Source organism: Roseateles violae, assembly GCF_030410485.1.
Classification (GTDB): Bacteria; Pseudomonadota; Gammaproteobacteria; order Burkholderiales; family Burkholderiaceae_C; genus Roseateles_D; species Roseateles_D violae.
The window spans coordinates 766,328-788,348 of the sequence record NZ_JAUHHC010000001.1 but is presented as its reverse complement, the minus strand read 5'-3'; the positions used below and the strand labels follow the sequence as shown (position 1 = coordinate 788,348).

At 70.8% G+C, this 22,021-nt stretch carries 24 protein-coding genes; 10 read left to right on the top strand and 14 right to left on the bottom strand.

The window, feature by feature from the left end; all coding sequences use genetic code 11:
• The first annotated feature begins 89 nt into the window (after positions 1–89).
• Positions 90–503: a DUF1801 domain-containing protein gene (locus QWJ38_RS03590; protein ID WP_290357663.1), complete on the top strand. Its 414-nt coding sequence runs from the start codon at positions 90–92 to the stop codon at positions 501–503.
• Positions 504–533: 30 nt separating this feature from the next.
• Here the strand turns inward: QWJ38_RS03590 and QWJ38_RS03585 are convergent, their stop codons facing one another.
• From QWJ38_RS03585 to QWJ38_RS03565, 5 genes are all read right to left on the bottom strand, one after another.
• A complete protein-coding gene (locus tag QWJ38_RS03585; RefSeq protein ID WP_290357662.1) occupies positions 534–1,979 on the bottom strand; it encodes a cytochrome P450 in 1,446 nt (481 codons plus the stop codon).
• Positions 1,980–2,075: 96 nt separating this feature from the next.
• A complete protein-coding gene (locus tag QWJ38_RS03580) occupies positions 2,076–2,876 on the bottom strand; it encodes an isocitrate lyase/PEP mutase family protein (protein ID WP_290357661.1) in 801 nt (266 codons plus the stop codon).
• 106 nt (positions 2,877–2,982) lie between these two features.
• Positions 2,983–3,306: a plasmid stabilization protein gene (locus QWJ38_RS03575; protein WP_290357660.1), complete on the bottom strand. Its 324-nt coding sequence runs from the start codon at positions 3,304–3,306 to the stop codon at positions 2,983–2,985.
• Between the two features lie 55 nt (positions 3,307–3,361).
• Positions 3,362–4,228 (bottom strand): carboxylating nicotinate-nucleotide diphosphorylase, encoded by an 867-nt coding sequence (gene nadC / locus QWJ38_RS03570; RefSeq protein WP_290357659.1) that lies wholly within the window; start codon positions 4,226–4,228, stop codon positions 3,362–3,364.
• Positions 4,229–4,241: 13 nt separating this feature from the next.
• On the bottom strand, positions 4,242–4,943 hold the full coding sequence (locus QWJ38_RS03565; protein ID WP_290357658.1) for a fumarylacetoacetate hydrolase family protein: 702 nt from the start codon (positions 4,941–4,943) through the stop codon (positions 4,242–4,244).
• 118 nt (positions 4,944–5,061) lie between these two features.
• Here QWJ38_RS03565 and QWJ38_RS03560 point away from each other — a divergent pair, with 118 nt between their 5' ends.
• Entirely contained in the window at positions 5,062–5,979 is a 918-nt protein-coding gene (locus QWJ38_RS03560) for a septal ring lytic transglycosylase RlpA family protein (RefSeq protein ID WP_290357657.1), read from the top strand.
• 10 nt (positions 5,980–5,989) lie between these two features.
• Here QWJ38_RS03560 and QWJ38_RS03555 read toward each other — a convergent pair whose 3' ends face one another.
• Positions 5,990–6,739 carry an SDR family oxidoreductase gene (locus QWJ38_RS03555; RefSeq protein WP_290357656.1) on the bottom strand — a complete coding sequence of 250 codons (750 nt, stop codon included), beginning with the start codon at positions 6,737–6,739 and terminating at the stop codon, positions 5,990–5,992.
• Between the two features lie 57 nt (positions 6,740–6,796).
• On the opposite strand from QWJ38_RS03555, the gene QWJ38_RS03550 reads away from it, so the two are divergent.
• Both QWJ38_RS03550 and QWJ38_RS03545 read left to right on the top strand, forming a co-directional pair.
• Entirely contained in the window at positions 6,797–8,014 is a 1,218-nt protein-coding gene (locus QWJ38_RS03550) for a GGDEF domain-containing protein (RefSeq protein WP_290357655.1), read from the top strand.
• Between the two features lie 5 nt (positions 8,015–8,019).
• Complete coding sequence (locus QWJ38_RS03545) at positions 8,020–9,219, top strand: GGDEF domain-containing protein (protein ID WP_290357654.1); 1,200 nt, start codon at positions 8,020–8,022, stop codon at positions 9,217–9,219.
• A 4-nt stretch (positions 9,220–9,223) separates the two neighbouring features.
• On the opposite strand, the gene QWJ38_RS03540 is transcribed toward QWJ38_RS03545, so the two are convergent.
• Together QWJ38_RS03540 and QWJ38_RS03535 are read right to left on the bottom strand one after the other, a co-directional pair.
• The gene (locus tag QWJ38_RS03540) at positions 9,224–10,852 is read right to left on the bottom strand and encodes a GGDEF domain-containing protein (protein ID WP_290357653.1); all 1,629 of its coding nucleotides are present in this window, start codon (positions 10,850–10,852) and stop codon (positions 9,224–9,226) included.
• 112 nt (positions 10,853–10,964) lie between these two features.
• Positions 10,965–12,485, bottom strand: a complete 1,521-nt coding sequence (locus tag QWJ38_RS03535) for a CoA-acylating methylmalonate-semialdehyde dehydrogenase (RefSeq protein ID WP_290357652.1) — start codon at positions 12,483–12,485, stop codon at positions 10,965–10,967.
• Positions 12,486–12,574: 89 nt separating this feature from the next.
• Here QWJ38_RS03535 and QWJ38_RS03530 point away from each other — a divergent pair, with 89 nt between their 5' ends.
• From QWJ38_RS03530 to QWJ38_RS03520, 3 genes are all read left to right on the top strand, one after another.
• Complete coding sequence (locus tag QWJ38_RS03530; protein WP_290357651.1) at positions 12,575–13,498, top strand: LysR family transcriptional regulator; 924 nt, start codon at positions 12,575–12,577, stop codon at positions 13,496–13,498.
• Between the two features lie 280 nt (positions 13,499–13,778).
• Positions 13,779–14,120 carry a PRC-barrel domain-containing protein gene (locus QWJ38_RS03525; protein WP_290357650.1) on the top strand — a complete coding sequence of 114 codons (342 nt, stop codon included), beginning with the start codon at positions 13,779–13,781 and terminating at the stop codon, positions 14,118–14,120.
• Between the two features lie 37 nt (positions 14,121–14,157).
• A complete protein-coding gene (locus tag QWJ38_RS03520; RefSeq protein WP_290357649.1) occupies positions 14,158–14,913 on the top strand; it encodes a YecA/YgfB family protein in 756 nt (251 codons plus the stop codon).
• A gap of 5 nt (positions 14,914–14,918) precedes the next feature.
• Here QWJ38_RS03520 and QWJ38_RS03515 read toward each other — a convergent pair whose 3' ends face one another.
• Complete coding sequence (locus QWJ38_RS03515; RefSeq protein ID WP_290357648.1) at positions 14,919–16,229, bottom strand: Hsp70 family protein; 1,311 nt, start codon at positions 16,227–16,229, stop codon at positions 14,919–14,921.
• Between the two features lie 136 nt (positions 16,230–16,365).
• On the opposite strand from QWJ38_RS03515, the gene QWJ38_RS03510 reads away from it, so the two are divergent.
• Entirely contained in the window at positions 16,366–17,241 is an 876-nt protein-coding gene (locus QWJ38_RS03510; RefSeq protein ID WP_290357647.1) for a serine hydrolase, read from the top strand.
• Between the two features lie 57 nt (positions 17,242–17,298).
• Here QWJ38_RS03510 and QWJ38_RS03505 read toward each other — a convergent pair whose 3' ends face one another.
• The 3 genes from QWJ38_RS03505 to QWJ38_RS03495 form a co-directional block, all read right to left on the bottom strand.
• On the bottom strand, positions 17,299–17,739 hold the full coding sequence (locus tag QWJ38_RS03505; protein WP_290357646.1) for a hypothetical protein: 441 nt from the start codon (positions 17,737–17,739) through the stop codon (positions 17,299–17,301).
• A gap of 146 nt (positions 17,740–17,885) precedes the next feature.
• Positions 17,886–19,175, bottom strand: coding sequence for a D-amino acid dehydrogenase (locus tag QWJ38_RS03500; RefSeq protein WP_290357645.1), 1,290 nt, complete (start codon positions 19,173–19,175; stop codon positions 17,886–17,888).
• A gap of 13 nt (positions 19,176–19,188) precedes the next feature.
• Complete coding sequence (locus tag QWJ38_RS03495) at positions 19,189–19,821, bottom strand: LysE/ArgO family amino acid transporter (protein WP_290357644.1); 633 nt, start codon at positions 19,819–19,821, stop codon at positions 19,189–19,191.
• Between the two features lie 76 nt (positions 19,822–19,897).
• Between QWJ38_RS03495 and QWJ38_RS03490 the strand changes: the two genes are divergently transcribed.
• Positions 19,898–20,827, top strand: coding sequence for a LysR family transcriptional regulator ArgP (locus QWJ38_RS03490; RefSeq protein ID WP_290357643.1), 930 nt, complete (start codon positions 19,898–19,900; stop codon positions 20,825–20,827).
• Here QWJ38_RS03490 and QWJ38_RS03485 read toward each other — a convergent pair.
• Positions 20,824–21,054 (bottom strand): hypothetical protein, encoded by a 231-nt coding sequence (locus QWJ38_RS03485; protein ID WP_290357642.1) that lies wholly within the window; start codon positions 21,052–21,054, stop codon positions 20,824–20,826. The genes QWJ38_RS03490 and QWJ38_RS03485 overlap by 4 nt on opposite strands.
• A gap of 255 nt (positions 21,055–21,309) precedes the next feature.
• Between QWJ38_RS03485 and QWJ38_RS03480 the strand changes: the two genes are divergently transcribed.
• On the top strand, positions 21,310–21,525 hold the full coding sequence (locus QWJ38_RS03480) for a hypothetical protein (RefSeq protein WP_290357641.1): 216 nt from the start codon (positions 21,310–21,312) through the stop codon (positions 21,523–21,525).
• 34 nt (positions 21,526–21,559) lie between these two features.
• On the opposite strand, the gene QWJ38_RS03475 is transcribed toward QWJ38_RS03480, so the two are convergent.
• Positions 21,560–21,985, bottom strand: coding sequence for a universal stress protein (locus tag QWJ38_RS03475; RefSeq protein ID WP_290357640.1), 426 nt, complete (start codon positions 21,983–21,985; stop codon positions 21,560–21,562).
• Positions 21,986–22,021 lie beyond the last annotated feature (36 nt).

The following is a 22,021-nucleotide window of genomic DNA, read 5'->3' as shown; positions in this document are numbered from 1 at the left end:
CGACAAGCTTAGGCAGGCGAGCCGGGCCCGGCTGCGGGCCGAGCGCGCGTTGCCGCGTAGGACGAGGCGCTGGCCCTGGAGGACGACGGATGAGCAGGACGACGGAATCGAAGGACCCGACCACGGCCACGGCGCAGATCGACCGCAGGATCGCCGAGCTGGGCGACTGGCGCGGCTCGACGCTGAGCCGCATGCGCGCGCTGATCCACGAGGCCGATCCCGGCATCGTCGAGGAGCTCAAGTGGATGGGCACGCCGGTCTGGTCGCACGAGGGCATCGTCTGCACCGGCGAGTCCTACAAGGCGGTGGTCAAGCTGACCTTCGCCAAGGGCGCCTCGCTGAGCGACCCGAGCCGGCTCTTCAACGCGAGCCTGGACGGCAACACCCGGCGCGCGATCGACATCCGCGAGGGCGAGCAGCTCGATGCCGAGGCCTTCAAGGCGCTGATCCGCGCCGCGGTCGCCCTCAACGGCGCGAAGGCGAAGAAGCCCAAGGCCAAGTAGCGCCGCGAGGGCCTCAAAACCCGCGGCGGCTCAGCGCTCCCGCAGCCTCATCGTCAGCCCCAGCGGCGCCATGGTGAAGGCCAGGCGCTCCTGCGGCTCGGCACCGTCGGGCGTGTCGACCGCCGCGATCTCGAAGCGGCTCAGCAGGGTCGCCATCGCCAGCTTGATCTCCAGCAGGGCCAGATAGCGGCCCGGGCAGATGCGCGGGCCGGCGCCGAAGGGCATCGCGATGCGCTTGGCCGCATGGGCGCGGGCGGCCACGCTCTCTTCGCCGAGCAGCCAGCGCTGCGGCTCGAACCTGCCCGCGTGCGCGCCCATATGCGCGTCGCTGACGCTGTCGCGGCGCAGCAGGCAGATCACGACCGTGTCGGCCGGGATGCGCACATCGCCGACGGTGATCTCGTGGAGCGACTGCAGCGGCAGCACCGGCGCGACCGGCTTCAGCCGCATGGTCTCGTGCGCGCAGGCCTCCAGATAGTCGAGCCGGCCCAGCTGCTCCTGCGTGATCGGCGCGCCCTCGACGATCAGGCCGCGCACCTCGGCGGCCGCGCGGGCCAGCGTTTCCGGATGACGCCACAGCAGGGCCGTCATCCAGGCCAGGGTGTTGGCCGTCGTGTCCTCGCCGGCCAGCAGCATGGTCAGCACATTGCCGGCCACGCCCTCGTCGTCGATGCCGCTGCCCTCGGCATCGGCGGCGGCGATCATCGCCTCCAGCAGGTTCTCCGGATGCTCGCGGCGCTGCGGCTGGGCCTGCATGCGAGCGCGCGCCTGGGCGATGAAGCCGGCCACGGCGGCCTTGACCTCGACGATCGCGGCCTCCAGCTCGCGGTCGGCGGCCGATCGATGCCAGCGCCACAGCGGGATCGGCGACAGGATGCGGCGGAACAGGGCCGGAAAGATCTTGTCCAGATGGCGCTGGATCACGTCCTCGTCCGACTGCAGGGTGTTGACCTGCTCGCCGAAGGCCAGGCCGGCGATCGTGTCGACCGTGTAGCGCATCAGATCGGCCTGCAGATCGATCGCCCGGCCGGCGCGCGCGGCCGCCTGCCAGCGCGCGCCGAGATTGGCCGCGACGCGCTGCATGGCCGGGTAGTAGCGCCGCACATGGGCCGGGTCGAAGCCGGCCATCACCATGCGGCGCTGGCGCGCCCAGGTTTCGCCATGGGCGCCGAAGACGCCGATCGGCAGTCCCATCTCGACCCAGATGCGCTCCATCTTGCTGGTGCGGCGAAAGCCCTCGGGCCGGTCGCGCAGCACCGCCGCGACCTGTTCATGGTCGCCGACGACCAGCAGGCGGCGCTCGTTCAGCCGCAGCTTGTACAGCGGGCCGAAGTCCCGCGCCCACTGCTCGAGCTGCTGGTGAAAGCGCAGCGCCCGGACCTGCAGCGCATTGCCCAGCAGCGGCAGGCCGCGCGGGCCGGGCAGATCCTCCCAGCGGCGCAGCGCGGTGGCGGGGGCGACTTCGGTGATGTCCATGAGCGGCCTCCATCGGGCTTGCGGTCGGGCGGCCCGATGATGCGCCGCGCCCCCGCGGCCGGCAAGCCGCTGTCCCTCAACAATGGGGACGGCGGCTCAGCCCGACATCAGGGCGTTCAGCTCGCCATAGGGCAGCGCCTGGCGGGACAGCGCCGCGCCATCGCCCTCGCGCAGGAAATCGCAGCCCAGCTCGGCGATGCGCGCATAGACCGACTCGGCGATGCCCGAGCCGGCGCTGAGCCGCCGCACGCCCAGCCGCGCCAGCTCGGCCGCCGGCGGCACGCCGGCCAGGGCCAGCACATTCAGCGGCAGCGGCGTGCCGGCGACCAGGGCGGCGATCTCGTCCGGCGCCCGCGCGCCGGCGGCAAAGAAGCCGTCGGCGCCGGCCGCGCGGTACAGCGCGGCACGGCGCAGCGATTCGGCCACGCGCTGCTCGGGCGGCGCCAGACCCTTCAGATAGACGTCGCAGCGCGCATTGATGAAGAGTCGCACGCCGGCGCGCTCGGCCGCCGCCCGCGCCTGCTCGATCTTGCGGCACAGCAGCGCCGGCTCGGCGCGACCGTCCTCGATATTGATGCCGACCGCGCCGGCGCCGATGAGGGCGGCGACCGTCTCGCCGACGGCCGCCGGGTCGTCCGAGTAGCCGCCCTCGATGTCCACGCTCAGCGGCGCCGTCAGCCGGCGCGCGATGGCGCGCACGCAGTCGAGCAGGCGTGCCACCGGCAGCTGGTCGCCATCGCCATAGCCCTGCGCCCAGGCGACGGCGGCGCTGCTGGTCGCGACGGCCGGCGCGCCCAGGCTCTGCATCATCAGCGCGCTGCCGGCGTCCCAGCAGTTCAGCAGCAGCAATAGGCGGTCGGTGCCCCGGTGCAGCGCATGAAAGTCCTGGTCACGCATCGTCGTCTCCTTGTTGCGGCCGGCCATCCTGCCACGGACCGGGGCCGGCCGCTGGACGTTTGCGGACATCTGAGCGCCGGCCGGGGGCCAGGACTTGCCGCTGCGCTCAGCGCTTCAGGGCCGCCTCCAGCTGGGCCTTGTTCATCGTCGAGCGGCCCTTGATGCCGCGCTGGCGCGCCTCGTTCCTCAGCTGGGCCAGCGTGCGGCCGCCGGGCCCCCGATGCGCATGCAGGCCGCCGCGGCGGCCGGCCGGCATGTCCTCGACCGAGCTGCGGCTGGCCTCCTTGGCCTCGCCGTGCTGGGCGCGCTCCTTGTTGACGGTGCGGGCGGCGATCTCCTCGGCCAGCTGCTCCGACTTGCCGCTTTTCTTCAGGCCCGATTTGATGTGCTGGTACTGGCGTTCGCGCTTGGCGCTCCATGACTGAGGCATGCGGGTCTCCGGTGGACGGGACCCGGGGGCGGGCAAGCGCGATGCCCGCCGCGCCTCAGACCGGGCCCAGCACCCGCATCGAGTAGTCGACCGCCTTGACGTCCTTGGTCAGGCGGCCGATCGAGATGCGGTCGACGCCGGTGGCGGCGATCCATCGCAATTGCTCCAGTTCGACGCCGCCGGACACCTCCAGCAGCGCACGGCCGGCGTTCAGCGCCACCGCCTCGACCATCATCGCCTCGCTGAAGTTGTCGAGCAGCACGCTGCCGGCGCCGGCGTCCAGCGCCTCGCGCAACTCGGCAATCGACTCGACCTCGATCTGGATGTCGACGCCGGCGTTCAGCGCCTGCGCCGCGCGCAGCGCCGCGGCGACGCCGCCGGCCGCGGCGATATGGTTTTCCTTGATCAGGATGCCGGCGTAGAGGGCCAGGCGCTGGTTGGCGCCGCCGCCGACGCGCACCGCGTATTTCTGCGCCAGGCGCAGACCCGGGAGGGTCTTGCGCGTGTCCAGCACCGCGCAGCCGCGCGGATTGGGGCTGGCGCCGGCGATCGCCTGCACATGGCGGTAGGTGACCGTCGCCGTCGCCGACAGCAGCTGCAAAAAGTTCAGCGCCGGCCGCTCGGCCGAGAGCAGCGCCCGGCCATCGCCCTCGATGTCGCAGACGATGCTGTCGGCGGCCATGGCTGCGCCCTCCTCGTAGCGCCAGGCGATGGTCGCCGTGGCGTCGAGCGCGGCAAAGACGCCGTCGAACCAATGCCGGCCGCAGAGCACCGCGTCCTCGCGCACGCGGACCTGGGCACGCACGCGCCGGCCGGCCGGCACCAGCCGCGCGGTCCAGTCGGCGACGCCGATGTCCTCGCTCAGCGCGTCGCGGATATTGCGCTGGCGCGCCTGGTCTAGGGTCTCGTTGTGCTCGAACATGGTCGGGGGAAAACTATTCCGGGGCCCCGATTGTCAGGCTCAAGTCGCCCAGGCCCTCGATCCGGCCGCTCAGCAGGTCGCCGGGCTGGACCGCGCCGACGCCCTCGGGCGTGCCGGTGTAGATCAGATCGCCGGGCTGCAGGTGGTAGTACTGCGAGAGATTGGCGACGATCTCGGCCTGGCTCCAGATCATGTCCGACAGATCGCCGCGCTGCTTCTCGACGCCGTTGACGGCCAGGGTGATCGCGCCAGCCTCCAGCAGGCCGATATCGGCGACGCGCGCCAGCTCGGTGATGACGGCCGACTGCTCGAAGCCCTTGGCCGTGTCCCAGGGCCGGCCGGCCGCCTTGGCCTCGGCCTGCAGATCGCGGCGCGTCATGTCCAGGCCCGCCGCATAGCCCCAGATGGCGGCGCGCGCCGCCTCGGGCGTCGCCTTGAACACCGGCGCGCCGATCGCGATCACCAGCTCCATCTCGTAGTGGTAGTTCTTGGTGCCGGGCGGATAGGGCACCGTCGAGCCCGAGGGCACCAGGGCGCTGGGCGGCTTGGTGAAGTAGAAGGGCAGCTCGCGATCGGGGTTGCCGCCCATCTCGCGCGCATGGGCCGCGTAGTTGCGGCCGACGCAGAAGATGCGCGCGACCGCGTAGCGCGCGCTGCTGCCGCGCACGGCGACGCTGGGGATCTCGGCGGGCGGGAAGATATAGCTGCTGCTCATGGCGTCCAAGGCTGGGATGTGAGCGCCCAGCATACGACCACGCGCCGGCCGTGATGTTGTGGGCATTGCGGATCGGGGCGTTTTGCGGCGGCCGCGCGAATCGTTTAGGGTGGCGGCCATGCCGCCGAACCGATCCCTGCTCGCCGCCCTTTTTCTCGCCGGCCTGGCCCTGCTGGCCGGCTGCGCCAGCCGCCCGGCGGAACCGGCCGGCGGCAGCGAGCGCGACGGCCCCGAGCTGCAGGTGCCGCCCGATCTGCACCTGACCCCGAATGCCGAGCCGAAGCTGGAACCGATACGCAAGGGCGGGCCGAACAAGCCCTACGAGGTGCTGGGCCAGCGCTACGAGCCGCTGACCGAGGACCGGCCGCTGGCCGAGCGCGGCCTGGCCTCCTGGTACGGCAAGAAATTCCACGGCCGGCCGACCTCCAGCGGCGAGGTCTACAACATGTACGCGATGACGGCCGCGCACGCGACCATGCCCATTCCCAGCTATGCGCGGGTGCGCAACCCGGCCAATGGCCGCGAGGTGATCGTGCGCATCAACGACCGCGGGCCCTTTCATTCGGGCCGCATCATCGACCTCAGCTACACGGCGGCGTTGAAGCTCGACGTGCTGCGCGGCGTCTCGACGGTCGAGGTCGAGCGCATCACCTACGAGGAGATCCGCAGCGGGGCCTGGCAGCGCAACGGCGATCCGCCGGTCTACGCCGCCGCGCCCGCCGTCGGCGCGCCGCCGCCGCTGACGACGGCGCAGATCGCCGCCACGCCGGTGCCGGACACGCCACCGCCGCCCTATGCCGCGGCGGGCTTCTGGGTCCAGCTGGGCGCCTTCAGCCGGCTCGACGGCGCCGAGCAGATGCGCGCGCGCCTGGTGCGCGAGCTGGACTGGCTGGCGCCGATGATGGCGATCTTCAAGGACAGCCGCATGCACCGGCTGCAGGCCGGCCCCTACCGCTCGCGCGAGGAGGCGCGCCAGGCGGCGACGCGGGTGCAGCAGGCGGTGGGGATGAACGCCGTGGTCGTCGAGCGCAAGTAAACGCCGCGACTCAGCGCCCGCCGGCCACGTCCAGCATCGCGCCGACCGTGTAGCTGGCGGCATCGGACAGCAGCCACAGCACGGCCGCGGCAACCTCGTCGGCGCGGCCCAGGCGCCCGATCGGGATCGTCCTGACGGCGGCGGGCAGCATGTCGCCCATGCCGCCCGAAGCATGGATCTCGGTGTCGATGATGCCGGGCCGCACGCCGTTGACGCGGATGCCCTCCTCGATCAGCTCGCGCGCCAGGCCGACGGTCAGCGTATCGATCGCGCCCTTGCTGGCCGCATAGTCGACATAGAGGCCCGGCGAGCCGAGCTGGGCCGCGCGGGACGACAGGTTGACGATGGCGCCGCCGGCGCCGCCGTGGCGACGGCTCATCCGCCGGGCCGCCTCGCGGCTGCACAAGAGCGTGCCCATCACATTGACGTCGAACAGGCGATGCCAGCGCGCGAGGTCCATATCCTCCAGCCGCGCGGCCGGCGCGACGATGCCGGCGTTGTTGACCAGGGCCGTCAGCGGCCCCAGCTCGGCATCGATGCGCGCGAACATCGCCAGCACCTGGGCCTCGTCGGCCACATCGGCCTGCATGGCGATCACGCGCCGGCCGGTCTCGCGGCGCAGGCGCCCGGCCAGCGCCTCGGCGGCGCCGGCGTCGCGCGCATAGTTCAGGGCCAGGTCGTAACCGGCGCGCGCGCAGTCTTCGGCGATGGCGGCGCCGATGCCGCGGCCGGCGCCGGTGATCAGGGCAATGTGGTGCATCGGCCCATTGTGTCAGCCCCGGTGCTCGGGGATGATGGGTCCGCCGCCTCGTCCTCCATGAACGCCCTCGACGCCCCGACCCTGCTGATCGCGAACGCCATCTTCAACGGCTTCGCGAGCTTTTGCTGGGTGCTGCTGGCCGGCCTGTTCCGCATCGCGCCGCGTGCCAGCTGGCTGATGGCGGGCGCCCATCTGTGCTGCATGGCGGCGGCGCTGCGCTGCGAGGACTGCGCGCCGCTGCCGATCGAGGGCTTCGCCGATCTGGCGGCGCTGGCGACAGTCGCCCTGCTGGCGCTGGCCCTGCGCCGCATGCTGCGGCTGCGCCAGCACTGGCTGGACATCGCGCTGATCGGCGGCGCCGGCGCGCTGGCCGTGCTGTGGCCGCTGCCGGGCCGCTCGGCGCCGCTGATCGCCACCTCGGCCTGCATGAGCCTGCTGGCGCTGCGCGCAACGCGCGACGTCGTCTCCGGCGCGGGGCCGGGTCTTGCGCGCCCGGTGACGGTGCTGATCGCGCTGCCGCACCTGCTGCTGGGCCTGGCGACCGGCGCGCGCGCCGCGGTGCTGCTGTTCGCGCCGCAATGGACCGGCCTGTTCCAGGTCGACGGTGCGGCCAGCGGCCTGCTGGCCGGGCTGTGGCTGGCGCTCAGCGGCGCGATCGCGATCAGCCTGATGGCCCTGCTGCTGTGGCGGCTGATCGCGCGCATCCAGCATCTGTCGCACCACGATTCGATGACCGGCAGCCTCAACCGCCGCGCCTTCGATGCCGAGCTGCGCAAGCTGCAGGCGCTGCGGCGGCGCGGCCACGAGCATGCGATCGTGCTGATCGATATCGACCATTTCAAGCGCATCAACGACCGGCTCGGCCACGCCGCCGGCGATGCGGCGCTGATCCATGCGGTGAAAGTGCTGCGCGGCTGCCTGCGCGATCTGGACCTGCTGGGCCGCCTCGGCGGCGAGGAGTTCTGCGCGCTGCTGCCGCACACGCCGCTGGCGCCGGCGGCCCAGGTCGCCGAACGGATGCGCGCCGCGCTGGAGCAGCGGCCGCTGGCCTGGCGGGGCAGCGAGACGATCGCGCTGACGGCCAGCTTCGGCGTCGCGCCGGCGCAGGGTGACGACCCGCTCGGCACGGCCGGCCTGGCCCTGGCCGACCGCCTGGTCTACCGCGCCAAGGCCGAGGGCCGCAACCGCGTCTGCGTGGCCGACGCAGCGCCGGTGCCGGCCGCCGCGGCGCCCTCGTTTTCCGCCTCCTCTTCTTCCGCCCGCCCGGCGGTCTGACGGCAATGCTGACCACGACGCTGCTGCAGCAGACCGACGTGCCGACGCTGATGCTGGCGATCACCCTGATGTTCTTCGCCGCCGCCCAGGTCTGGTGGGCGCTGGCCGTCGGCGCGCGGCTGACGCGGCGCGCCTCGCACTGTCTGGCCCTGGGCAATGCGCTGCTGGGCGGCTCGCTGGCCGCCGATGCCTTGCGCGGCCAGATGCTGCCGCTGCTGGCCTTCTGGGGTTCGGACGCGATGGCGATCACCGCCTTCGCGCTGCTGCGCGCGGCGGTGCCGGCGATCGCCGACCGACCGCTGGCCTGGCGCTCGGCGGCGGCCATCGCCGTGCCGGCCCTGCTGCTGCTGGCCGCCATGCCCTATGGCGGCGACACGCGCTGGCATGTGCGCTGCGTCTACTTGTGCCTGAGCCTGCTGGTGCTGCTGGCCGCCGGCGACGGCTGGCGGCAGCTGCGCGAACGCACGCTGCGGCCAGCCGTCGCCGCCCTCCTGGTGAGCCCGCTGTTCGCGATCGCGGCGCTGCTGCTGACGCGATTGATCGAGTCGCTGCTGGCGCCGTCGAACGCCAATCGGCTCAGCCAGGCCAGCGACTTCAACATCGTCTGGCTGTGGTCGGCGATGCTGCTGTGCCTGCTGCTGAACGCGACCATGGGCCTGCTGGTGCTAATGAAGCTGATCCTGCGCATCCAGCGGCTGACGCGGCAGGATCCGCTGACCGATGTCCTGAACCATGGCGCACTTTGCGCGGCCATCGAGCTGGAGCATGCGCGGCGGCAGCGCGGCAAGCCCTATGCGCTGGTGATGATCGATATGGACCGCTTCAAGCAGCTGAACGACACGCTGGGCCATGCGGCCGGCGACGCGGCGCTGCTGCGCCTGATCGAGGTGCTGCGGCCCTGCGTGCGCGAGATCGACCGGCTCGGCCGCCTCGGCGGCGAGGAGTTCTGCGCGCTGCTGCCGCTGACCGATCTGGCCGGCGCCGGCGTCGTCGCGGAACGGATGCGCGCCAGCCTGGAGGGCTGCGAATTCGACTGGGACGGCGAGCGCTGGCCGCTGACCGCCAGCTTCGGCGTCGCCGAGGCCCGGCCGGACGACGCCAGCGCCGATGCGGTGCTGGCCCGCGCCGACGCGGCCATGTACCGGGCCAAGGAGCTCGGCCGCAACCGGGTGCAGGCTCAGGCGGAGCGCCTGGCCCTGCCCTAGCCGGCTAGGCGAGTGCGACGCGGTTGCGGCCCAGATGTTTGGCGCGGTACATCGCGCTCTCCGCGCGCGCGACCAGCAGATCGGTCGAATAGGGCGGCGCGTTCGCCAGGCCTATGCTCAGCGTCACGTCCAGGCCCGGCGCCAGCTCGTCCCAGCGGAACAGCTCGACCGCCTGGCGCAGCCGTTCGCAGACTTCGAAGGCGCGGTCGGCGACGGTGTCGGGCAGCACGACGAGGATCTCCTCGCCGCCCCAGCGCATCAGCAGATCGCTGGCGCGGGTGTTGTCGAGCAGCATCTGCGCCAGCACCTGCAGCACGCGGTCGCCGACCGCCTGGCCATGCTCGTCGTTGATCGCCTGCAGGCGGTCGATATCGATCAGGGCCACGGTCAGCGCGGCGCCGCTGCGCTGCGCCGCCTGCATCAGCGCCGGCATGCGCGCCTCCATGCAGCGGCGGTTGCCCAGGCCGGTCAGCGGGTCGCGGCGCGCCTGCTCCTCGCTGCCGCAATCGGCGCGCGCCAGGCCGCCACCGGGCGCCGGCGCGACGCGCTGCTCGGCCTCCAGCCGGCTGACGAAGAAGCGCGCCTGCGCCATCAGCTGGGCGACGCTGCGCGCGCGCTCCAGCGCCTGGTACTGCTCCAGATGGGCCAGCGCCAGCGCGGGGTCGCCCAGCGCCTTGCCGGCCCGGTAGGCGGCATGGCGCAGGCGCAGGCCGGTGGCGCCCAGATTGCGGCCGGCCGTCTCGGCCAGCAAGGCGTTCAGCTCGGCCAGCGCGTCCTGCGCCTGGCCGCGCGCCAGCCACAGCTCGGCCAGCGAGCAGCGCACGCGCCAGCCCAGCATCACGAAGCCCGCGCGCCGGTCCAGCGCCAGCGCCTCGTGCAGCACCGCCTCGGCCTCGTCCAGCCGCTCCAGATGCAGCAGGATCTCGCCGCGGTTGCCGTCGGTCAGCGCCAGCGCGAACGGGTCGCGCAGCGCCAGCGCATGCGGCCGCGTCTGCAGCGCATGCTGCAGCGCGCGCTGCAGCGCCTCCGCACATTCGCGCTCGTGGCCGCTGTGGCGCAGCAGATGGAAGGTGTCCAGCGCGACGGTGGCCAGATTGTTCGAATTGACGACGCGCTCGTAATCGGTCGCCTGCTGGCCGATCAGCGCGGCCGCCTCGTTCATCAAGCGCTCGGCCTGCCAGGGATCGCCCATGCGGTCGAAGCAGGCGCCGACCGCATTCAGCGCGACGCTGGTCAGGCGCAGGTCGTCCAGCTCGCGGGCACGCGCCAGGCCCTCGTTGACGCAGGCCAGCGCGGTCTCGAAATCGCTCAGCTCGGCCGCCGCGAGGCCCATGCCGCGCAGCAGCTCGCACAGCGCCGCATGACTGCCCTGGCCGCGCAGCAGCGGCAGCAGCTGCTGGCCGATGGCCAGCATCTCGGCGAATTCGCCGCGGCGCAGATGGAAGAAGGTCAGCAACCGCCCGGCCTCCAGCTGCTCGCTCAGAAAGCCCTGGGCGATGGCCGCGTCCCAGACCTGGCGCGCGGCCGCCAGCCCCAGCGGCAGATTGCCATGGCGCTCGGCTCGCGCGGCGTCCAGCGCCGCGGCGAGGGTCGTCTCGCCGCTCGCAGCTTCGCTGGGCTGGGTGTCTAGCATCGGTTTCGCCAAGGGCGCGAACAGAACGGGGAGCGCAAGATTAGCCCATCCGCCCCGGGGCGGCGAGCACTTGGATGCGGGTGTTGCGCGGGCGCCCCTGCGCCCGCGCGACTCACTGGCTGGTCGGCATCACGAACTCGGCGCCCTTGGCGATGCTGGAGCTCCAGCGCTGCATCACGCTCTTCTGCTTGGTGTAGAAGCGCACGCCCTCCTCGCCATAGGCATGCATGTCGCCGAACAGGCTCTTCTTCCAGCCGCCAAAGCCATGCCAGGCCATCGGCACCGGGATCGGCACATTGATGCCGACCATGCCGACCTGGACCCGGCGGGCGAACTCGCGCGCGACATTGCCGTCGCTGGTGAAGCAGGCGACGCCATTGCCGTATTCATGCCCGTTGACCAGCTGCAGCGCCTCGGCAAAGTCGTGCACGCGCACGCAGACCAGCACCGGGCCAAAGATCTCTTCCTTGTAGATGCGCATGGTCGGCTTGACCTGGTCGAACAGGGTGCCGCCGGTGAAGAAGCCGTTCTCGAAGCCGGCGACCCGGTGGCCGCGGCCGTCGACGACCAGTTTGGCGCCCTCCTCGACGCCCAGCGCGATGTAGTTCTCGATGCGGTCGCGCGCCTCGCGGGTGACGATGGGCCCCATCTCGGCATCGGGCTCCATGCCGTTCTTGATCTTCAGCGCCCGCGCGCGCTCGGCCAGCCTGGGCATGATCTTGTCGGCCACGTCGCCGACCAGCACCGCCACCGAGATCGCCATGCAGCGCTCGCCGGCCGAGCCGTAGGCGGCGCCGATCAGCGCGTCGACCGCCTGCTCGATGTCGGCATCGGGCATCACCACCATATGGTTCTTGGCGCCGCCCAGCGCCTGCACCCGCTTGCCGTGGCGGGCGCCGGTCTCGTAGATGTACTGCGCGATCGGCGTCGAGCCGACGAAGGACAGCGCCCGCACGTCCGGATGGTGCAGCAGCGCGTCGACCGCGATCTTGTCGCCCTGCACGACATTGAAGATGCCGTCCGGCAGGCCGGCCTGCCTGAACAGCTCGGCAATGAACAGGCTGGGCGAGGGATCGCGCTCGCTGGGCTTGAGGATGAAGGCATTGCCGGTGGCGATCGCCAGCGGCGCCATCCACATCGGCACCATGAAGGGGAAGTTGAAGGGCGTGATGCCGGCGACCACGCCCAAGGGCTGGCGCAGGGTCCAGTTGTCGATGCCGGTCGAGACCTGCTCGGTGTAGTCGCCCTTCAGCAGCTGCGGCACGCCGCAGGCGAATTCGACGATGTCGATGCCACGCATCACCTCGCCCTGGGCATCGCTGAACACCTTGCCATGTTCGGCGGTGATCATGGCGGCGATCTCGTCCTTGTGGCGGTTCAGCAGCTGCAGAAAACCCTGCATCACCCGCGCGCGGCGCAGCGGCGGCGCCTCGGCCCAGGCCGGGAAGGCCGCCTGGGCGGCGGCGACGGCAGCGTTGACGTCCTCGACGCTGGCCAGCTGCAGCTGGCGCGCGACGGCCCCGGTCGTCGGGTTGTAGACCGCCTGGCTGCGGCCGGACGTGGCGGCGACCGGCTTGCCGCCGATGAAGTGGGTGAGGTCTTCGCTGCGGGTATAGGGGCTGGCGCTGCTCATCGTGCTCTCCTGTGATCCGCTCAGTCTAGGCATCGCTGCTCGCGCTGCCAATCGGCTTTCGACGATTTGATTGTTCGTTAATATGAACAATGGCCACGACACCCGAACTCCGCCACGAGCTGCTCTGGGGGCAGCTGCATGCGCTGACCGTGATCGCCCAGCTGGGCAGCTTCACCAAGGCGGCGCAGCGGCTTTCGCTGTCCAAGGCCGCGGTCAGCCAGCGCATCGCCGAGCTCGAGCGGGCGATGGGCACCACCCTGGTCCTGCGCACGACGCGCTCGGTGCGCCTGTCCGAGGCCGGCCGCCGTCTGGTCGAGGAGACCGAGGCCAGCTTTGCCCACATCACCGAGGCGCTCGGTGCCGCCCGCGACGCGGCCGGCCAGCCGCGCGGGCTCTTGCGCGTCACCGCGCCGGTGGCGCTGGGCCGCCAGCACCTGGCGCCGCTGCTGAGCGGCTTCTTTCTTGCCTATCCGGAGATCCGCATCGAGCTGGACCTCAGCGACCGCCTGGTCTCGCTGGCGCCGGAGGGTTTCGATCTGGCGATCCGCCACACCAGCGCGCCGCCCGACAACCAGGTCGCGACCCGGCTGTGCGCGTCCCGGACCCTGCTGGTCGCCAGCCCGGCCTATCTGGCGGCCCAGGGCGGGCCGCGCCATCCGGACGAGCTGGCCCGCCATGCCTGCCTGCCCTATCTGCGGCCGGGGCCGGCGGTCTGGCTGTTCGAGAAGGCGCGCCAGCGCCTGCGCATCCCGGTACAGGGGCCGCTGCGCGCGGGCAATAGCGAGGTGCTGCGCGACGCGGCGCTGGCCGGCCTGGGCCTGGCCCTGCTGCCCGACTTCAGCGCCGCCACCGCCTTGCGCGAGGGCCGCCTGATCGAGGTGCTGCCCGACTGGCGGCCGGTCGGCTTCTTCGGCGACGCGGTCTATGCGATCCACCGCTGGAGCACGACGACGCCGCGGCCGCTGCGGCTCTTGATCGAGCACCTGCGCGAGCACCTGGCCGGCGGCTTCTAGGGCCCTATCGGCCGCGCGAACCAAAAAAAACGCCCACCCGGAGCGGGTGAGCGTCGAAAGTCCTCGGAAGGACGTCGTTGGGACTTTGGACTCTAGGGACTCGAAGGGCTACGGGATATCCCCAGGAAGAGGGATCGCCAGCGCGCGGGCGGCAACCGTAGGGCAGGTCCTACAGCGCGGTCCTGCCTGGGCTGATATTCGCCGCCGCCGCGAAGACCGATAAAGAAGTCCAGGCCGGCCGGCATATCGCCAGCCGCAGCACATCTCAAGGAGTTTCACGATGAGCAACCCCTGCATCTCCTCCGACAAGGTCGAAGGCACCAATGTCTACAACGGCAACGGCGACAAGCTCGGCTCGATCGACAACCTCGTCATCGACAAGCGCTCGGGCCAGGTCCGCTATGCGGCGCTGGAGTTCGGCGGGTTCCTGGGCATGGGCACCGATCGCTATCCGATCCCCTGGAGCATGCTGAAGTACGACACCAATCTGGACGGCTATGTCGTGCCGCTGACCGAGAGCCAGCTCGAGAAGGCGCCGCGCTATGCCGAGGACGAGCGTCCCGAGTACGGCGAGGACTATGGCCGCAAGGTCTATGACTACTACGGCGTGGCCTGGCTCTGAGCTTTAAGCCCGCCCCGAATGGCGGGACAATCGCGGCATGAGCCATGACCCGCGCCGCAGTCCCGCCAAGAAACACCCCGCCCGGTCGGGCCCCTCGTCCGCCAGGACGACGCGGCCCACCGCGGCTTCCCAGCCCAAGCCCCAGCCCCAGCCCAAACCGGCCGAGCCGCTGAACGAGCAGGAGCTGGGCGAGCTCGAAGCGCTGCTGGATGCGCTGCCCGCGCCGCTGGAACCGCTGGACCTGAGCATGCTGGACGGCTATCTGGTCGGCGTGCTGCTGCAGCCCAAGCAGGTGCCGGCCTTTCGCTGGACACCGCATGTGCTCGATGCCGAGGAGGGCCGCAGCCCGCCCGAGGGATTCGACACGCGGCCGCTGCTGGCCCTGGTCAAGCGCCGCTACAGCGAGCTGAACCAGGCCATCGTCGAGCGCCAATGGTTCGATCCGCTGGTGTTCGAGCTCGACGATGCCGACAGCCCGTCCGAGGTGGTGCTGCCCTGGGTGGCCGGCTTCGCGCTGGCGGCCGAGCTGTTCCCCGAGCTGATGCAGCAAAAGGCCGCCGAGTTGCTGGAGCCGCTGGCCTCGCTGTACATGCATCTGGACCCGGACGATCTGGAAGACGCCGACGAGTTGCTCGAGGAGATCGAGACGCTGGAGCCGCCGGCCGACGTGGCCGAGGCGGTCGAGAGCCTGGTGCGCTCGACCCTGCTGCTGGCCGACATCACGCGGCCGCAGCCGGCCCGGCATGCGGCGCCGCCGGCGCGCCGCGGCCCGCCGCAGCGCAAGCGCTACTGAACCGGCTAGCGCGCGAACAGCCGCGCCGCATGCAGGCCCAGGCCGGTCGCCACCGAGGCGAAGCGGTCGCCGCGCACCTGGGCGGCACGCGGGTAGTCGGCCGCGATGCGCTCGGCCAGCAGGCGCAGGCCGGTCGAGCCGCCGGTGAAATAGAGCGCGTCGATCTGCTCGGGCCGCAGGCCCGCCTGGGCCACCGTCTCGCGGCCGGCGGCGACGATGCGGCCGATATCGCCGTCCAGCGCCTCGACGGCGACCCGCTCGCCCAGCGCGATCTGCAGGCCGGTCTCAACGGCAGCCAGATCGATGACGGTGTCGCCGCCGCCCGAGACGGCGATCTTGGCGGCCTCGGCGCGCCCGGCCAGCTCATGGCCCAGGCGCTCTTCCAGCACCGTCATCAGCCGCTGGTGGTGCAGCGGATTGCCGTAGAAGCTCTTCATCTGGCGCAGCTCGGCAACGCGCGCCGGGCTGTAGACGGTGTTGATCAGATGCCAGGTGGCCAGGTCGAAGTAGATGCCGCTGGGCACCTCGCGCGCCGGCGCGCCGGCCCGCTCGGGGCCGAAGCTGCGGTAGCCGAACTCGCGCAGGATGCCGGCCAGCTCGATATGGCGGTCGAAGTCGGTGCCGGCGATGTGCACGCCATGGTTGGCCAGGATGTCGTCGCGGCGGTCCAGGCGCTGCATGCGCTCGGGGCCGACGCGCACTACCGAGAAGTCCGAGGTGCCGCCACCGATATCGGCGACCAGCACGATGCGCTCGCTGTCGATCTGGCTCTCGTAGTCGAAGGCGGCGGCGATCGGCTCGAACTGGAAATGCACCTCCTCGAAGCCGACCGCGCGCGCGGCCGCCTCCAGCGAGCGCTGCGCGGCCGCGTCGCGCTCCGGCTCGCCGTCGACGAAGAAGACCGGCCGGCCCAGCACCGCCTTGTTCAGCGGCGCGGCCGCGCCGGCGGCCAGGGCCGACTGGCGCAGCCGCTTCAGATAGCCGGCCAGGATGTCGAAATACTTGGCGCCGCGGCCGCCGCCGACATCGGTGGTCTGCTCGATCAGGCCGGAGCCGAGGATGCTCTTCATCGAGCGCATCAGCCGCCCGTCGGTGCCCTCGACATAGGCGGCGATCGCGGCGCGGCCGAAGGCACGCGGCGGGCCGTCGGCATCATGGCGGCCCTCGGCGAAATAGAACACCGCGGTCGGCATGGTCAGCTGGCCGGGCTCCAGCTCGACCAGGCGCATGCGGCCGGCCCCGGCGGGGATGGCGATGGCCGAATTCGAGGTGCCGAAGTCGATGGCGCAGAAGGAGGCAGGGAAAGAGGCGGTCATGGCGGCACAGGCTCGAAGGGGCGCGGATTTTATTTAGTTTTGCAAAAGCGCCGGCAAGCCTCTATGCTCGCGGCCGCCAAAAACGACGGGGGCCGCCACCGCGGCGAGCCACCCGTCCTGTCCATCGGGGGATTGTTTGTTCTCGTTCCATCGCATCGAAAGAGCCGCCCGTCAGCCGCTGCTGGCGCTGTCGTTGGCCGCCGCCAGCCTGTTCGCGCAGGCGGCCCCCCCCTCGTCCGCCACCGGTGCCGGCACGGCCGCCGGCCCCCGCCTGCCGGCGCTGAATGCCCGCCATGTGCTGGTGCTGGAGGACGGCAGCGGCCGCGTGGTGCTGGCCAAGGATGCCGACGCGGTCGTGCCGATCGCCTCGCTGACCAAGCTGATGACGGCGATGGTCGTGCTCGATGCCAAGCTCGATCCGCTGGAGAAGCTGACCATCGAACGCGATGACGTCGACACGCTCAAGCACAGCGCCTCGCGCCTGCGCGTCGGCGCCGAGATGTCGCGGCTCGACGCCCTGAAGCTGGCGCTGATGGCCTCGGAGAACCGCGCGGCGGCGGCGCTGGCGCGCACCTTCCCGGGCGGCAGCGCCGCCTTCGCGCTGGCGATGCAGGCCAAGATCCGCAGTCTCGGCCTGAGCCGCACGACGCTGGCCGACCCGACCGGCCTGTCGCCGGCCAATCTGTCGACCGCCACCGAGGTGGCCAAGATCACGGCCGCAGCGGCTCGCTATCCGGAGATCGTCCGCATCACCAGCGACAAGACGACCAAGGTGCCGATCAGCGGGCGACCGCGCGAGCTGCACAACACCAACCGCCTGGTCGGCGCCAAGGGCTGGGACATCCAGCTCTCCAAGACCGGCTACACCGAGGAGGCCGGCCGCTGCCTGACGATGCGCATGGAAAGCCGCGGCCGCGGCTTCACCGTCGTGATGCTCGACGCCGACGGTTCGGCCCAGCGCCTGCGCGATGCGCTGCGGATCCGGCAGTCGCTGACCAATCTTCCGCTCTGAAAACGAATCGGCGGGCGCCCGGGCCCGCCGATGACCACAGCGCAGCGGCATCGCGATCTACTTGAACTTCAGCTCCTGCAGCAGCTGGCTACCCTCGATCTCGCGGATCTCGAGCCGGTCGCCGGACTCCTTCTGCATCTGGGCCGTGCTCTTTTTTTTCCAGGCCATGTACTCGTCGTCGCGCTTCTCGGACTCGGCGCCGGTCACCAGCCGGTCGGTGATGGTGACCAGATAGAGATCGGGCTCGCCCTTGCGGTTGTAGACGTTGCTGAGCACCGCATAGCCCTTGATCCAGCCCTTGGACTTGGCGAACTCCTGGTTGGCCTTCCACTCGCCGGCCAGGAACTTCGCGTAGCCCAGCGCGCCGCCGTCCTTCAGGCGGACGCCGGTCATCTCCCAGTAGTCGCCCGGGCTCATCGGCCAGTCGCTGGACCAGGCCGGCGATGCGGACAAAAGCGCGGCCATCGACAGCAGTCCGCTCATCAGCGCCTTCTTCATACCGTTCTCCTTTGCAGCCACCATGGCTGCGCCCCAAGCTAGCACCGGGGTCCGGTGCAAACAATGGCGGGGCGGGTGCGCGGCGGCCAGGGCGGCGGCACGTCGTCCTCTCGATTGAGGAGGAGCGGAGAAGGGCCCGGAGCGGCTCAGGCCGCCGCGGCGACCTCGCCGTAGAAATCGAAGTCGATGCGCGGGCGGCGGCCGGCCATCAGCTCGGCCAGCGCCAGACCCGAGCCGGCGCCATGGGTCCAGCCCAGCGTGCCGTGGCCGGCATTGACCCAGAGATTGGCGGCCTTCTTGCTGCGCCCGATATAGGGGATGTTGCTGGGCGTGCTGGGCCGCAGGCCGGTCCAGTAATTGCGCTCGGACAGGTCCGCAACGCCGGGGAATAGTTCCTCGTAGCGCTTGACCAGCGCATCGCAGCGCACCTTGGCGGTCGGCGTGTCCAGGCTCAGGTCAAAGCCGCTCAGCTCGGCCGTGCCGGCGATCCGGATGTGGTCGCCCAGCCGGGAAATGGCGATCTTGCGGGTGTCGTCGAGCAGGCTGACGACGCTGGCCGCCTCGGGCTTTTTCAGCCGCAAGGTGGCCGAGTAGCCCTTGGCCGGATAGATATTGAAGAACTCGCCGACCTGCTTCATCAGCGCCGGCGTGTAGGAACCCATCGCGACGACGAAGGCGTCGGCCTTCAATGTCTGCTTCTGGCCAGTCGCGCGCGAGGCGACTTGCACGCCGTCGATCGCCTGGCCGCTCCGGGACAGCGCCAGCACGTCGTGGCCGTAGAGGAAGGTAGCGCCGCGCTCGGCGCAGCGCTGCGCCAGCTTCTGCGTGAACACGCGCGCATCGCCGCTCTCGTCGCTGGGCGTGTAGGTGCCGCCATAGACGCGGCCGCCGAAGTTGGCCAGCGCCGGCTCGATCTGCAGCACCTCGTCGTGGTTGAGGATGCGGCGGTCGACGCCGTGGCGGCGCATGATCTCGGCGGCGACGACGCCGTTGTCGAAGTCCTGCTGGCTGGAGAAGAAATGCAGGATGCCCTTCTCGAGCCGGTCGTATTCGATGCCGGTCTGCGCGACCAGCGCCTTCAGCGCCGCATGGCTGTAGCGGCCCAGCTGCACCAGCTCCTCGACATTGCGCTCGAAGGCGGCCGTCGTGCACTGCGTCAGGAAGCTCAGGCCGTAGCGCCATTGGGCCAATTCCAGGCGCGGGCGGAACAGCAGCGGCGAGTCGTCGCGCAACAGCCATTTGGCCACCTTGAAGGGCGCGCCGGCATTGGCCCAGGGCTCGCAGAAGCAGACCGAGATCTGGGCGCCGTTGGCGAAACTGGTCTCCAGCGCCGCGTCGGCCTGGCGGTCGACAACGATGACCTCATGGCCCTGCTCGAGCAGATACCAGGCGGTGCTGATGCCGATGATGCCGGCTCCGAGGACGACGACTTTCATTCTTCTTGCTCCATCAGGCCGCCAGCGGACCCGTCAACAGTTTGAACCCCAGCGCGAACATCAGCAAAGCGATGGCCGCATCGATCGCACGCCAGATCTGCGGCCGGCGCAGCGGCCCCGCCACCGCCGCCGCGCCAAAGCCCAGCAGCGAGAACCACATCGTCGAGGCCAGCGAGGCGCCGGCCGCAAAGGCCCAGCGCTGCTCGGCCGGGTGCTGGGCGCCCAGGGTGCCCAGCAGCACGACGGTGTCCAGATAGACATGCGGATTCAGATAGGTCATTGCCAGCGCCGCCAGCAGCGTGGCGGCCAGGCCGGCCGAAGCGGCTTCGGGCTGCAGGCCGGCGCTGCCGGTCCAGGCCCGCTGCGCGGCGCGCAGGCCGTAAAGCAGCAGGAACAGCGCGCCGCCCCAGCGGAAGGCTTCCATCAGCAGCGGGCTGGCGGCAATCGCATGTCCCAGGCCGAACACGCCCAGGCAGATCAGCAGCACGTCGGAGACGGTGCAGACCAGCACCACCGGCGCCAGATGGCCGCGCAGCAAGCCCTGGCGCAGCACCAGCGCGTTCTGCGCGCCGATGGCCATGATCAGGCTGGCTCCGCTGAGCCAGCCTTCGGTCATGGTGCTGAGGGTGAGGGGCGACGCGAGCATGGGCGCCGGATTGTCGGCAGCAGCGCGGCAAACAAGAAGGGCAATTCATATTTCTCGTCGTACATTAGTGTTTCTTATGAAAGACCTGGATCCCGCCGGCCTAGACTGCCTGGCCGCCCTGGCCGACGAGCGCGGCTTCGAGCGCGCCGCCCAGCGGCTGGCGATCACGCAGAGCGCCGTCTCGCAACGCCTGCGCAGCCTGGAGGCGCAGGTCGGGCAGCTGCTGGTCGTGCGCTCGCGGCCCTTGCGGCTGACCGAGGCGGGCAAGGTACTGCTGCGCTTCGCCCGCCAGCTGCAGGCGCTGCGCACCGATGTCGCGCGCGAACTGGGCGCCCAGGTCGCGCCGAATGAGCGGATCGCGATCGCCGTCAATGCCGACAGCCTGGCGACCTGGGTGCTGCCGGCGCTCGATCCGGTCGTGCAGGCCGGTCTGAAGGACGGTTTCGGCCTGGAACTGGTCGTCGACGACCAGGATTTCACCCACGATTGGCTGCGCCAGGGCGAGGTGCTGGGCTGCGTCAGCACGGTGAAGCAGGCCTTGCGCGGCTGCCTGGTGCGGCCGCTGGGCGTGATGCGCTATGTGGCGGTGGCCAGCCCCGCCTTCATGGCCAAGGTGCTGCCCGAGGGGCTGAACGGCGGCAATTTCTCCACGACGCCCTTCCTGGTCTTCAACCGCAAGGACGACAGCCAGGCGCAATGGGTGTCCAAGGCCTTCGGCGTGCGCGCGCCGCGGCTGCAGGAACGCTATGTGCCGTCGAGCGAAGCCTATGTGCGCGCGGTCTGCAGCGGCTGGGGCGTCGGTGTGGCGCCGGAGCTACAGGTTCGGCCGCTGATCGCCAGCGGCGCGCTCGTGGCACTGCGGCCCGAGCTCAGCGTGGACGTGGCGCTGTACTGGCATCAGTGGAAGCTGGTGTCTGAACTGAGCGGGGCACCGGCGCGGGTCGCCTTGCTTGACCAGATCGGCCAGGCTCTGGCAGCGGGTGCCAGCGCAGCGCTGGAAAGTTAGCGCACGCCTACGGTGCGAACAAGGGAAGCCGAGGCGGCGCGCTCGGCCGGCAGGGCTGCGACCAGCAGCATCGGCTTGCCGCTCTTCTGCGGCACGGCGGTGGGTGCCGCCACCAGGCGCGGCGCGGACGGGCGGCTCGTCTGCAGCGAACCGGCCAGCCAGACGGCGCTGGAGACTGCCAGCGCGATGACGCCGACGGTGGAGGTCTTCAGGACTGCTTCGTTCATGGGAAAGCCGGGCCGGCAGGGCGGGGCTGTTAAGGAAGGCCGGAGCATAGCGAGGGCGTCAAAAAGTCTCTATCCACCTTAAGTTGGGCCTAGGGTTATTACTAGACGTAACGGTTGTTGCCAAAGGTGGCCAATGCGTGCGTTTCTTGCAACTGGCCCCGTATTTCCACTTAGTTCGGGGATCCACCCTGTACCTTGATCGCGCACACTTGGCTCATACCGCTACGCAACAGGCGGTCCTGCTCGAGGTCTGATATGCGATTCGCTCCCGCACTGCGCTTCTTCCGCCGCGACCCCGCCGCCGCCCATCCGCAAGATCCGGCCGATCTGGGCACCGCCTTCGGCATGGAGGCCAGCCTCGACGACAGCGACTTCTACCGCGCCAGCGTGCCGCAGACCGAGCTGGAGTCGCAGCGCACGCAGGCGACGCAGGAGTCCCCGCTGGCCTGGCTGTCCCGGCGCAGCAGCTGACAGCAAGCCCCGGACGGCGCCCCGCCGTCGACCCTCAGCGCACCAACAGCACCGGCACGCCGCAATGTGCCATCACCTTGGTGGCGACCGAACCCATCACCAGATTGCCCAATGAGCTGTGGCCATGCGAGCCCAGCATCAGCAGGTCATAGTGCTCCGCCTCGGCCGTCGACGAGATAACGCTGGCCGGTGAACCGACCTTGCAGACGAACTCGGCCTCGAAGCCATGCTTGGCGAAAAACTCGCGCGCCGGCTGCAAGACCTTCTCGCCCTCTTCGCGGTAGTAGTCCTTCAGCAGGTTCCGGTCGAGCATCGAAGCCGCGTGCGGCGGCACCGGCAGCACCGCATGCAGCAGGGTGCAGCGATTGCTACTGCCCAGCCAGGCCTCGCGGTTGGCGGCCAGATAGTCCAGCAGGCGCTGGCTGTAGACGCTGCCGTCAATGGCGACGAGTATCTTCATGGCGGGCTCCGCGGCGGTGTTCGATACCGATGTCCG